At 58.6% G+C, this 12,608-nt stretch carries 9 protein-coding genes; all 9 read left to right on the top strand.

From position 1 onward, the window contains the following. Positions 1-22: 22 nt before the first annotated feature. Positions 23-790 carry an ABC transporter ATP-binding protein gene (locus SK3146_RS03520; RefSeq protein ID WP_249863774.1) on the top strand — a complete coding sequence of 256 codons (768 nt, stop codon included), beginning with the start codon at positions 23-25 and terminating at the stop codon, positions 788-790. After that, positions 787-1,716: a magnesium chelatase ATPase subunit I gene (locus tag SK3146_RS03515; protein ID WP_249863773.1), complete on the top strand. Its 930-nt coding sequence runs from the start codon at positions 787-789 to the stop codon at positions 1,714-1,716. The genes SK3146_RS03520 and SK3146_RS03515 overlap by 4 nt, the downstream gene beginning before the upstream one ends. Beyond that, positions 1,680-3,752 carry a VWA domain-containing protein gene (locus tag SK3146_RS03510; RefSeq protein WP_249863772.1) on the top strand — a complete coding sequence of 691 codons (2,073 nt, stop codon included), beginning with the start codon at positions 1,680-1,682 and terminating at the stop codon, positions 3,750-3,752. The genes SK3146_RS03515 and SK3146_RS03510 overlap by 37 nt, the downstream gene beginning before the upstream one ends. 26 nt (positions 3,753-3,778) lie before the next feature. After that, positions 3,779-7,483, top strand: a complete 3,705-nt coding sequence (locus SK3146_RS03505; protein ID WP_249863771.1) for a cobaltochelatase subunit CobN — start codon at positions 3,779-3,781, stop codon at positions 7,481-7,483. Between the two features lie 260 nt (positions 7,484-7,743). After that, a complete protein-coding gene (locus tag SK3146_RS03500; RefSeq protein ID WP_249863770.1) occupies positions 7,744-8,775 on the top strand; it encodes a CobW family GTP-binding protein in 1,032 nt (343 codons plus the stop codon). 58 nt (positions 8,776-8,833) lie between these two features. Next, entirely contained in the window at positions 8,834-9,304 is a 471-nt protein-coding gene (locus SK3146_RS03495; protein ID WP_249863769.1) for a Fur family transcriptional regulator, read from the top strand. Between the two features lie 409 nt (positions 9,305-9,713). Beyond that, positions 9,714-10,793 carry a sulfate ABC transporter substrate-binding protein gene (locus SK3146_RS03490; protein ID WP_249863768.1) on the top strand — a complete coding sequence of 360 codons (1,080 nt, stop codon included), beginning with the start codon at positions 9,714-9,716 and terminating at the stop codon, positions 10,791-10,793. Positions 10,794-10,841: 48 nt separating this feature from the next. Continuing rightward, entirely contained in the window at positions 10,842-11,678 is an 837-nt protein-coding gene (gene cysT / locus SK3146_RS03485) for a sulfate ABC transporter permease subunit CysT (RefSeq protein WP_249863767.1), read from the top strand. 43 nt (positions 11,679-11,721) lie between these two features. Beyond that, positions 11,722-12,606: a sulfate ABC transporter permease subunit CysW gene (gene cysW, locus SK3146_RS03480; protein ID WP_249863766.1), complete on the top strand. Its 885-nt coding sequence runs from the start codon at positions 11,722-11,724 to the stop codon at positions 12,604-12,606. Positions 12,607-12,608 lie beyond the last annotated feature (2 nt).

Genomic DNA, 12,608 nt, shown 5'->3' with positions numbered 1-12,608 from the left:
CCTTTCATATGAAGGAAAGACGGTGATAGACAAACTGGACCTTGCTTTTACGGAAGGCCGCATCCATGCCGTAATCGGACCGAACGGATGCGGCAAAAGCACGCTTCTCAAAGCATTGGCCCGCCAGCTGAAGCCGGATGACGGAGCCGTGCTGCTGGACGGCAAGCAGTTGTACCGGATGGGCGGCAAAGCGGCTGCGCGGCAGTTGGGGCTGCTTGCGCAAACGCAGGAAAGCGCCGCCGAATGGACGGTGCAGCAATTGGCCGCATTCGGGCGCTATCCGCACCGGACTTTCATGCAGGGAGAGACAGACGAGGACCGGGAGATCATAGAATGGGCGATCGGCGCGGCAGGCATGAGGCCGCTTGCGCATCGGCCTCTCGGGCAGTTGTCGGGAGGGGAGCGACAGCGGGCCTGGATCGCGATGGCGCTCGCGCAGCGGCCACGGGTGCTGCTGCTTGACGAACCGACGACGTTTCTTGACATTCGTCACCAAATCGAAATTATGGAGCTTGTCCGTCAGATGAACCGAACGCTTCCTATTACGGTCGTTATGGTGCTTCATGATATGCATCATGCGGCCCGCTACAGCGATGAGCTCATTGTTATGAGCGCCGGTAAAATATATGCCCAGGGTTCACCTGCCGACGTGCTGACTCCCCGCATGCTGGGCGATGTTTTCGGAGTGGACGCCAGTGTGATCGCCGACGTCGAGACGGGCAAGCCGCTTATTGTAACCAGAGGATTAATACATAGCCGAGAGCGGCAAGAGGAGGAAGAAAAGCGATGAATAGCATCAACGCGCAGCATCATCTATATCCGTTCACCGCCATCGTCGGCCAGCATGCGATGAAGCAGGCTCTGCTGTTATCGGTCGTCAATCCGATGCTGGGAGGAGTTCTGGTCAAAGGGGAGAAGGGAACGGCCAAATCGACCGCGGTTCGCGCCTTGGCGGATTTGCTGCCGGAATTGAAGGTCGTCAATTTGCCGGTCAGCGCGACGGAAGACCGCCTTGTAGGCACGCTGGATATCGAGCATGCGATCCGGCACGGCGAGAAAAAGTTCGAGCCCGGCTTGCTGGCCGAAGCGCACGGGCATATTTTGTACGTCGATGAGATCAATCTTCTTGAGGATCATCTGGTCGACGTCCTGCTCGATGCGTCAGCTATGGGAGTGAACACGGTGGAGCGGGAGGGGATATCGTTCTCCCATCCATCCCGGTTTATTCTGATCGGCACCATGAATCCGGAGGAAGGGGAGCTGCGGCCGCAGCTGCTCGACCGTTTCGCCTTGTCGGTAGAGGTCGGGGGAGAACGGGACGTTGAGGGCCGCGCCGAGGTCGTACGCCGCAGACTGCTTTTTGAAAGCGATCCGGCAAGCTTTTGCGGGCGGTATGAGCAGGAGCAGAGCAGCCTGCTTGCCCGCATCAACCGGGCACGGGAGCTGCTTCCCCGCATACCGCTGCAGGACCGGCTGCTGGAGCGGGCGGCGGAGCTGTCCATCCGCTGCGAGGTGGACGGACACCGCGCCGATATTACGATGATCAAGACGGCTATGACCATGGCCGCTTGGGACGGGAGGACGGAGGCGAGCGAGGCCGATATATGGGCGGCGGCGAGGTTTGTGCTGCCGCATCGGCTGCGTAAGCGTCCGTTCGAAGAGCGCGAGGGGGCGGACGTATGGGAACGGTTGATCGAGGAAACGAGCTTCGCATGAAGCGGCAGGCAATAGAAGAAGCGGTCGCAGCTTCGCTGCCTTTCTGCGCGGTTGAAGGCCAGGATAGAGCGAAGCGCGCGCTGCTATTGTTGGCGGTACATCCCGGCATCGGAGGATTGCTGCTGCAGGGAGCGCCGGGTACGGGCAAATCGGTGCTGGCCCGCGGCTTGTCCCGGCTGCTGCCTGAGGATGAGGCTGCAGGTCCATGGAAAGAGCTGCCCGCCCATGCCTCCGAGGACCGCATCGCCGGGTCGGCGGATTGGGAGGAAGCGCTGCGATCGGGAAGCAGACGCGCAAAGAAAGGCCTGCTCGCCGAGGCGGACGGCGGCTTCCTGTATATCGATGCCGTCAACTTGCTGGACGATTCGGCGCTGAGAATCGTGCTCAACGCAGCTGCATCGGGGCAGATGGAGCTGCAGCGCGAAGGCGTGTCCGCCGTCCATGCGTCGCGCATCGCGCTGATCGCCTGCATGGACCCCGGCGAAGGAGAGCTGCCCGCTTCCGTCCGCGATCGTTTCGCCATCGGCGTTACGATGGAGACGGTGGCCGAGCGGGAGCGGCGCTGCGAAATTATTCGCCGGACGCTCGCTTTCGAGGCGAACCGCGCCGCATTCGCCGCAGGCTGCGTCGCCGAGACGGAGGCGCTGCGCAAGCGCATTGCGGCGGCAAGGCTCCGCCTGCCGCACATTGCGGCCGGGCGCGCCGAGCTGGAGCTCGCGGCGGCGATCGCGCAAGAAGCCGGCTGCGACGGGCATCGCGCCGAGCTGGCGCTTATAGGCTGCGCGAGAGCGGCCGCAGCCTGGGAAGGCTGCCGCGCGGTAGAGGCGCGGCACGTGCAGGAAGCGGCGGCTTATGCGCTGCCGCACCGCATGAAGCGCGGCGGGCCGGAGGCGGATGCCGCCGGTACCGATAAGCCGCGCCGCGGCGAAACCGGCGGCTTCGCCCGCCCCGCAGAGCGGGCGAAGCCGCCTGCCGAACCGGAACGCGCCGGAGCCTGCGGCGAAACGGCGGAGCATAGAGCGGCTGAGGAGCAAGCGGGACGGCGCGGAGAAAGCCGGGCCCCGCTCGATCGTTCCGGCTCTGCCGGTCAACGCCGCGCCGAACGGGAGCAGGACGCTTCGGCGGCTTCTCAGGAGCATCGTCCGGCAACGGGGGACATGTCCCGGACGGCCCGAGAAACGGTTGCGGCTATCGGCGGTACCTTCGAGGTACGGCAGCCGGATTGGGCGTCGCCTCCGTCGCCCAAAGCGCTGCGCGCAGCATCGGGCAAGCGCGATACGAGCCTCGCGGGCACGCGGCAGGGGAGGTATGTCGGAGCTTCCGTCCCTATTGGGAAGCCGGCCGATCTGGCGCTGGACGCTACGCTGCGGGCAGCCGCTCCTTATCAGCGGATGTATGCGGAAAAGGAGCGGGCGCTTGTCATTCTCCCCGAGCATATCCGCATGAAAGAGCGGCGAAGGAAATGCGGCAGCACGATTTTATTTGTTGTGGACGCCAGCGGCTCAATGGGGGTTAGAGAGCGGATGAAGGCCGTGAAAGGAGCGGTATTGTCGCTGCTGAAAGACGCTTACCTGAAGAGAGACCGCGTAGGCATGGTCGCCTTCCGCGGGCGCAAAGCGGAGTTGGCGCTGGACATTACCCGCAGCGTGGAGCTGGCGGAGCGCTGCCTGCGGGAGATGCCGACCGGCGGGAAAACACCGCTGGCGCACGCGCTGCGCAAAGGCGGAGAGACATTGGCTGCAGAAATGCGCAAACGGCGGGAGGTATCGCCGATTCTTGTGCTGCTCAGCGATTGCAGAGCCAACGAGGGGATCGGCGAGGAGGGAATGGGAACGAAACAAGTATGGGAAGAGTGCGTCCGCATCGGGCGGGCAATCGCCGCGGCGCAAATTCCGCTTCTTATCGTCGATACGGAGCAAGGGCCCGTTCAGCTGGGGCAGGCGCACAAGCTGGCCCGTTCGCTCGGCGCCCGTTATTTGAAGCTGGAGCAATTGGAGGGGGAACGAATTGCCGCCGCCGTGCGCAAGCTGATGTAAGTCGCAAGAGAAAGGGAGAAACCGACATGTTGCATATCGCTTTACTAACGACATCGTATTCCGCCGCGGCCGATGTATCCCGCTTGATGAAACAGCCGGCCGCCCCTTATTACGGGCATATCCGGTTGTCTGTCTTCCATGAAGAGCAGGCGGCTGAGCCGGAATGGGCCGCTGCGATGAAGCAGGCTGCCGAGGAAGCGGGTCTGCTGCTTCTGGACCCGCACGGCACCTCCTATGAATGGCTGCAGCCTTCGCTGCAAGCATGCGCCGATTCTTCGGCGCACAAAATTGTTGTCGGCGGGGATGCCGAGCCGCTGCGTAAGCTTGCTCGGCTCGGCTCGCTGGAAGCAAGCGAGCTTCCGCCGTCGCGCGGCGATCGCCGTTTCGCTTCTCCGCAAGGCTTATCCGCGGAGAAGAGGAGAGATTACGCCAACTATCTGCGCATTATCGATTATTGGCGCGGCGGAGGAACGCATAACTTGCATCAATTGTTCCTCCTTATCGGCCGGGAATACGGGGGATTCGGCCATTGGCCCGAGCCGGAGCCGCCCGTCGTTTTGCAGGAGCTGGGATTATGGGAGCCGGGTACGGGTACCTATTACGCAACGCGGCAAGAGCATCTGGCAGCTCATCCCCATCAGGAAGGGCTGCCCGTCGTCGCAGTGTTGTTTTCCGCAAGAAGCTATCCGATGCATACCGCCGGGTGCGCCGCCGGCATTATCGAGCGAATCCGGTCATTTGCGCATGTACTGCCTATCGCTTTTCCCGCGCTGGCGGGAGCCGACGCGGACCGGCTGCAGGCGCTGTTGGAGAACGGCGGGCGGCCGGCGAGCCTGATCGTGAGCTTGCTCCCGTTCCGGCTCGGAGCAGGGCCGGTGGGAGGCGATTCGCAAAAAATGACGGCTATGCTGGAGAAGCTGGGAGCTCCGCTGCTGCATCCTTTTTTGTTAACCAAACGCGAACGGAAGGAGTGGATGGCCTCGCCTCAAGGGCTGACGCCGTCCGAGTTTTTGGTGCAGATGATGCTGCCCGAGCTGGACGGAGGCATCGAAATGCTTCCTGTCGCCGCGCTCCACGAAGTAACGGAAGAAGGGGATGAAGCGCCGTCCGCTTTTCGTATGAAGGAGCTTCGCCTCATCCCCGACAGGGTGGAGCGGCTTGCCGGGCGCATGCAGCGCTGGCTCCGGCTGCAATCCAAGCCCCGCGCGGAGAAGAACGTCGCCGTCATCTGCTATAACTATCCGCCGGGAGAAGGCAATGTGTTCGGAGCCGCTTTCCTCGATACGTTCGCCTCCGCCGCCAGGCTGCTGCAGCTGCTTGTCCGGGAAGGGTACGACACGGAAGCGCTGACGGCGGAGCAAGTCAAGTCGAGGTTCGTGGACGGCGGCATTGTCAATTCTCCCCATTGGAGCGAGCCGGATCATCAAGGCGGCATGATTCGCTATGGAGCTTCCGGTTACGAGAGTCGGTTCGGTTCCATGCCGCGGGCCGACGAGATGGAGCAGGAATGGGGCACGCCGCCGGGGGACGTTATGGTCCGCAGCGGTCAGTTTCTTATACCCGGCATTCAAGTCGGGCGCGTCTTCGTCGGCTTGCAGCCGGCCCGCGGCGTTCACGAGCATCCGGAGAAAACGTATCACGACTCGTCGCTGCCGCCTCCGCATCAATATGCTGCCTTTTACGAATGGCTGAGAGACAGCTTTGAAGCGGATGCCGTCATTCATGTCGGGACGCACGGTACTTTGGAATTTTTGCCGGGGAAAGAAAGCGGGATGTCTTCGGCATGTTTCCCGGATCATCTGATCGGCGATTTGCCTCATTTATATTATTACTATGTCGGAAACCCGTCCGAAGCGATGATCGCCAAGCGCAGAAGCCATGCGGTGCTGATCGGGTACCAGTCCCCTCCTTTCACGGTATCGGAGCTGTACGGGGAATACGGCGGCTTGGATGCGCTGCTGCACGAATATCGGGAAGCGGAACGTTCCGATCCTTCCCGCTGCCCCGTCATCCGCGGACTTATCGCCGAGCAGGCCGAGCGGCTTAAGCTTCCGGATACGATCGAGGCGATAGAGACGGAACTGTACCGGACGAGCCGCTCCGCTATTCCGAGCGGCCTGCATGTGCTGGGCGAGGGCTTGGAGCATGAAGCCGCATTGCAGTACGCCCGCTTCGTTCTGCGCTTCGGAGCCGGCGGCCGCTCGCTTCGCGGCATCATTGCCGATTGCGTCGGCATCGACGACGAGAAGCTGCAGGAGCAGCCGGACCGCGAGCTTCTGGAGCGGCTGGACGCGCTGGAAGCCGCTGCGCTGGAGCGTTACATGGCCGGCCAAGAGCTGCCCGGCGAGCTGCAGCCGAACCCCGGGCAATTGGAGGAGCTGCAAGCCGCGCTTGCCGGCGGACGGTCCGCCTACGAGGCTTCGCGGCTTAACCGGGAAGAGGAGCATCTGCTGCAGGCGCTGGACGGGCGCTATATTCCGGTACGCTTAGCCGGCGATGCGATTCGCCAACCCGAGGTGCTCCCGTCAGGCTTCAATCTGGTGCAATTTGACCCGCGCTCGGTGCCGAGCGCCGCTGCGGTCCGGCGCGGTGCCGCCATCGCAGACAATACGCTGCGCATGCATTATGAGAAGAACGGCAGCTACCCGGAGACGGCAGCCGTTGTCCTGTGGGGCCTTGAAACCTCGCGCACGCAAGGTGAAACGGTGGGGCAAATACTGCATTATCTCGGCGTTCGCGTTAATGAACGGATGAGCTGGGCCCGCTCGAATTACGAGATCGTGCCGGCGGAGGAGCTCGGACGGCCGAGAATCAATGTGCTTATTACGATCTGCGGCTTTTTCCGCGACATGTTTCCGAATGTGCTGCAGGAGCTGCATGAATTGTTCGTTCGCGTATCCGAGCTCGATGAGCCGGAGGTTGCGAACGGCTTCAAGAAGCAGTCGCTTCTTTTGCACCGTGCGCTGGTGGAGGAAGGCTATGAGCCCGGCGAAGCGTGGGATATGGCCTGCGCCCGCATCTTCGGACCTGCCGAAGGACAATACGGAACCTCGATAAGCCGGCTCATCGAGACGAAGCAGTGGGAGGATGAGTCGCAATTCGCCGAATTGTTTACGAAAAGGCTGCAGCATCTGTACAGCGGGCAGCATAGAGGGACGCCGATGCCCGGATTGTTCCGCAGGCAGCTGTCGGCTGTAGAGATCGTCTCGCAGGTGCGCAGCAATCATGAGCATGAGATCACCGATCTGGATCATTACTATGAATATTTCGGCGGGCTTGCCAAATCGGTCGAACGGGCCAAAGGCAGTCAAGCGGACATCGTCATTACCGACACGACAGGGGAGGAAGTATGGAGTGAGCCGGTAGAGCAATCGATCTTGCGCGGAGTACGGACCCGGCTGACCAATCCGAAGTGGATCGACGGTTTGCTTCGGCACGATTATCACGGAGCGCAGCACATTGCCCGGCGGTTCGAGAATGTGCTCGGCCTGGCCGCCACGACGAATCGGGTCGATCCGTGGATTTTCCGGCAGCTGCACGAAACGTACGTGGCCGACGAGCGGATGAGCCGGCGGCTTGAGGACAATAATCCTTGGGCGTATCACCATATGGTGGAAACGCTGCTCGAAAGCCATCAGCGCGGTTATTGGCAGGCCAGCGACGAGGAGCTGGAACAACTGTACGAAAGCTATATGCAGCTTGAAGGGAAGATAGAGGAACAGGCCGAATAAGGGGAGGCTTCCCGGCACTAGCCGAGCGGAACTTTACAAGCAATGCTAAGATCGGGCCGCGCTTAATCTGCCAATGTGCGGAGGAAAGAGAAATAGATGTTTACAAGGGCGCCGTCAGGCGTCTTTCTTTATTTGGGGAAAGCTTTCGCCTCGGACGGATGAATCTTATTTTTAATCGTAATAATTACTTATAATTGACATTGCGGGCAATGAGAGCTACAATTTTCTATATAGACGGTTGTCCTTAAGGAGAGAAAAGAATGAAACGAGCCGTACCTGTACACATATTATCCGGCTTTTTGGGGAGCGGGAAGACGACCCTGCTGTCGCAGGCCATCGATTATTATAAGCTGAGCGGCCGCAAGCCGGCCGTGTTGATGAACGAATTGGGCGATGTCAATCTGGACGGCATGCTGGTCGAAGACGGCGTCCCGATGACGGAGATGCTGAGCGGCTGCATTTGCTGTACGATCCGCGGCGACTTGGGGCTGGAGCTGAGGGATTTGATCCGGGACAACGATCCCGACGTCATTTTCGTCGAATGCACGGGGGCGGCGAATCCGATCGAAATACTCGAAGGAGTGACGGATGCGTCGCTGCTGACGGAGCTGGAGCTCAAATCGGTAATCACGGTGATCGATGCGGCGCATCTGCTGGCTCAGAAGAACGGCAAGGGAAAGACGTTCCGCTTGATGCAGGATCAAGTCCGCTGCGCGACGCAGCTGATTTTGAACAAGATCGATCTGATCGAGCCCGGGCGGCTGGCCGAGCTGGAGAGTGAGATCCGCGAGCTGAACCCGGCGGCGCCGATGACGGCTACCGTTCGCTGTCAGGTCGATATGGCGATGTTCGACGCTATAGAACGGTCCGCAGGCACGGCAGAGGTTCCGTCCCGGGCCGGCGGTGCGGAGCGCCACGATTGCGGCCATGAGCACGGCGAAGCTTGCAGCCATCCGTCGCACGAACACGATCATGAGAACGGGCATGAAGTGCACAGCCATCATTCGCATGATCATGTCATGGTATACACGCATTATTTTTCGGGCCCGATCGACAGCGAGGCGTTTGAGGAGCTGGTGGGCAGACTGCCGGAGGAAGTATACCGCGCTAAAGGGATTTTGCGGTTTTCCGATACCGCAAGCTTATTTTTATTCCAGTACGCTTACCGTGAAATGGATTTTGTCAAAATTGCACCGAAGGAAGCGGTGCCGAACGTCGCCGTCTTTATCGGCGAGCATTTTTCCAAGGATAGGCTGGCGGCCGAGCTGAAAGCTTTGGAGCAAAAAGATTGACTCTATACCCGATTTAAGGCATTATTAACCTAAGTATGCGATAATTGAGGGATAAATCATGTCAAAACACCAACATGAACACGAGCAGCGCGATACGCAGGAAATGGTTCAGGAGATGGTTCGCGCCATGTCCAACAAAGGCTGGAGAATTACGGACCAGCGCAAGAGCTTGGCGACTCTGTTCGCGGAAGCGGAAGGCTATCTGTCGCCGAAGGACGTGTACGAATCGATGCGGCAGAAGTATCCGGGGGTCAGCTTCGACACGGTGTACCGGAATCTTCGTTTGCTTAGCGAGATGGGAGTGCTGGAGCAGTTTTATTTGAATGACGGCGTGAAATTCCGCGCTCGCTGTCAAACGCATCATCATCATCATATGATCTGTCTTCAATGCGAAAAAACGGTCACCTTCGAATTTTGCCCGATGAAGCAGGTACCGAACCTCCCGGACGGCTTCCAAGTCGTCAACCACCGCTTCGAAATCTTCGGATATTGCGATGAATGCGCCGCGCATGCGACCACCCGGCAATGATAATATGAAACCTTCGGATGCACGTAATCCGAAGGTTTTTTCGTTGTTTAGGAAATGATGCGCAGCCATATCCTGTGGATATCCGTGGTCTCCCCCGAAAGGAATGTCTACCCATAGAACGATCCCAGAGGAAGGGTTAGACGCCGATCCAGCTAAGGCTGGATGCGGACGGAATAAGCTTCAGAGCATCACGTCACTTTTGGGGATTTGTTCTTGCAAAAAACGATTGACACAATGTACCAGCGGTGCTAATATACTGACTATAAATCATAGTAATCACATCGGAATATATGTTGATCGACCGGACCACCGGAGATTCCAACGCTGAAGCGAGTCTTGCCCAGCGCCGACAATCGATTACATATGGTCGAACCTTAAGAAGAACGAAATGTCGAGGGGAGAAATCAATATGTTTCATGTCAATTGGAAAAAGTGGTCCGTGGTCAGTTTGCTCAGCTTATCCTTGGTCGGCCTGACCGCTTGCGGCGGCGGCTCGGCTCCGGCTGCGCAGGACGCTTCTGCGGGAAGCGGAGATAACAAGACGGCGGCGGCCAAACCGGTCGAGCTGCTCAATGTTTCGTACGATCCTACGCGCGAGTTGTACCAGGATTTTAACAAGGCGTTCTCAACCTATTGGAAAAATAAAACCGGCCAGACCGTTACCTTCAAACAGTCGCACGGCGGCTCAGGCAAACAAGGCCGCTCGGTCATCGACGGCTTGGAAGCGGATGTCGTTACGCTGGCGCTCGCTTACGATATCGATGCGATTCAGGAAGCGGGGCTCATTCAGAAGGATTGGCAGAAGAAGCTGGCAAGCAACAGCTCGCCGTATACTTCAACGATCGTTTTTCTGGTGAAGAAGGGCAACCCGAAAGGAATTAAAGACTGGGACGATCTGATCAAGCCCGGCGTGCAGGTCATCACTCCGAATCCGAAAACGTCCGGCGGCGCCCGTTGGAACTATGTAGCGGCATGGGGCTACGCCTATCAGAAGTACGGCAAAGACGAAGCCAAAGCCAAAGATTTCGTGCAGCAGCTGTTCAAAAACGTGCCCGTGCTCGATTCCGGCGCGCGCGATTCTACGACAACCTTCGTGCAGCGCGGCATCGGCGACGTGCTGATCGCCTGGGAGAACGAAGCGTATCTCTCGATTAACGAGTTCGGCAAAGACAAATACGAGATTATAACTCCGTCCATCAGCGTGTTGGCTGAGCCGCCGGTCGCCGTCGTCGATAAAATAGTCGACAAGAAGGGAACGCGAGAAGTCGCGCAGGCGTATCTGGAATACTTGTATTCGGAAGAAGGCCAGACGATCGCCGCCAAAAACTACTATCGCCCGCGTCTGGAATCGGTAGCCAAAAAGTATGAATCGCAGTTCAGCAAAGTCAATCTGTTCACGATCGACGACGAGCCGTTCGGCGGATGGACCAAAACACAGCAGACGCATTTTAACGACGGCGGCGTTTTCGACCAAATCTATAAACCGTAATACGGTCGTTCAATAGAAGAGAGATTGCGAGTCAGAGGAGAGAAATCCATGGCAAAAGGTTGGAAGGAACGGAGTATTTTACCCGGCTTCGGATTGTCGATGGGATATACGGTACTGTATCTCAGCCTCATCGTTTTGTTCCCGTTATCCGCTATCTTCATCAAAACGTCCGGTCTGTCTTGGGAGCAGTTCTGGCATACGGTCGGCGATCCGCGGGTAGTCGCCTCCTATAAAATCAGCTTTGGAACGGCGATAGGCGCGGCGCTGGTCAATACGGTATTCGGCTTTATCGTCGCCTGGGTGCTGGTGCGCTATTCATTCCCGGCCAAACGGTTCATCGACGCCCTGGTCGATCTGCCGTTCGCACTGCCGACGGCGGTGGCGGGGATCGCGCTGACGACGATTTACTCGCAGAACGGCTGGATCGGCAGCTTGCTGGAGCCGCTCGGCATCAAGGTCGCCTTTTCGCCGATAGGCATTACCTTGGCGCTCACTTTTATCGGCATTCCGTTCGTCGTACGCACGCTGCAGCCGGTGATTGAAGAGCTGGAGAAGGAGATCGAAGAGGCTGCGGTCAGCTTGGGCGCGCGGAGATGGAAGACGTTCACGAAGGTTATTTTTCCCGAGCTGCTGCCGGCTTTATTAACGGGCTTTACCTTGGCGTTTGCCAGAGCGGTGGGCGAGTACGGATCGGTCGTCTTTATTTCCGGCAATATGCCGATGAAGACGGAAATCGCGCCGCTGCTCATTATGACGAAGCTGGAGCAGTACGATTACGCGGGCGCTACGGCAATAGCACTCGTAATGCTCGTCATATCCTTCCTGATGCTGCTCGTCATCAATTTCATTCAGTGGCGTGCGAACCGCTTGAACAGTGCTTCGTAAATAATCCGGTTTTGCTTCGGCAAAACTTTCAGGAGGATCTATCATGGCCGGATATGTGGCAACCGTGAAAGCAGGTTCGGTAACGCGGGAAAGACCGCGGCACATCACCGAACCGACGGTCGTAAAATGGATTTTGATTGGCATCGCCATCTTGTTTCTGGGTTCGTTGCTCGTGCTCCCTTTGGTTTCGGTGTTCGTCGAGGCTTTCCGCAAAGGCAGCGAGGTGTATTTCAACGCTTTCTCCGATCCCGATGCGGCCGCCGCGATTCGGCTGACGTTATTGACGGCCGGAATAGCCGTTCCGCTCAATGTTGTGTTCGGCCTGGCCGCAGCATGGGCCATTACCAAGTTCCAATTTAGAGGTAAAAACCTGCTTATCACACTGATTGACCTTCCGTTTGCCGTCTCGCCCGTGATTTCAGGTCTCATCTATGTATTGCTATTCGGCGCGAAAGGCTGGTTCGGCCCGTGGCTCGGCGAGCATGACATCAAGATTATTTTCGCTCTGCCGGGTATCGTCCTGGCGACGGTGTTCGTTACGTTTCCGTTCGTAGCACGCGAGCTGATTCCGCTCATGCAGGCTCAAGGCGTGCAAGAGGAAGAAGCCGCCGTCACGCTAGGGGCCAAAGGCTGGCGCATCTTCTGGAAAGTAACGGTTCCCAACATCAAGTGGGGGCTGCTGTACGGCATCATCCTGTGCAACGCGAGAGCGATGGGAGAGTTCGGCGCCGTATCCGTCGTCTCCGGTCATATCCGCGGCTCTACGAATACGATCCCGCTGCATATTCAGATCATGTACAACGAATACAATTTCGCCGGCGCTTTCGCCATGGCTTCGCTGCTCGTGCTGCTGGCCGTCGTGACGCTGGTCGTAAAGGCAATCGTGGAGTGGAGATTTAACAGGACTCAGCAGCAGGAAGGAGAGTAGGG

It is taken from the genome of Paenibacillus konkukensis (assembly GCF_023523925.1).
Classification (GTDB): Bacteria; Bacillota; Bacilli; order Paenibacillales; family NBRC-103111; genus Paenibacillus_S; species Paenibacillus_S doosanensis.
Note: the sequence above shows the minus strand (reverse complement) of the source record. Positions and strands in the feature narration are given on the sequence as shown.

Excerpts from the sequence above, each read along its gene's own strand:
- SK3146_RS03500 (WP_249863770.1), top strand. The coding sequence starts at position 7,744 with ATGAAACGAGCCGTACCTGTACACATATTATCCGGCTTTTTGGGGAGC.
- SK3146_RS03490 (WP_249863768.1), top strand. The coding sequence starts at position 9,714 with ATGTTTCATGTCAATTGGAAAAAGTGGTCCGTGGTCAGTTTGCTCAGC.
- SK3146_RS03505 (WP_249863771.1), top strand. The coding sequence starts at position 3,779 with ATGTTGCATATCGCTTTACTAACGACATCGTATTCCGCCGCGGCCGAT.
- SK3146_RS03495 (WP_249863769.1), top strand. The coding sequence starts at position 8,834 with ATGTCAAAACACCAACATGAACACGAGCAGCGCGATACGCAGGAAATG.
- cysT (WP_249863767.1), top strand. The coding sequence starts at position 10,842 with ATGGCAAAAGGTTGGAAGGAACGGAGTATTTTACCCGGCTTCGGATTG.
- SK3146_RS03510 (WP_249863772.1), top strand. The coding sequence starts at position 1,680 with ATGGGAACGGTTGATCGAGGAAACGAGCTTCGCATGAAGCGGCAGGCA.
- SK3146_RS03515 (WP_249863773.1), top strand. The coding sequence starts at position 787 with ATGAATAGCATCAACGCGCAGCATCATCTATATCCGTTCACCGCCATC.
- cysW (WP_249863766.1), top strand. The coding sequence starts at position 11,722 with ATGGCCGGATATGTGGCAACCGTGAAAGCAGGTTCGGTAACGCGGGAA.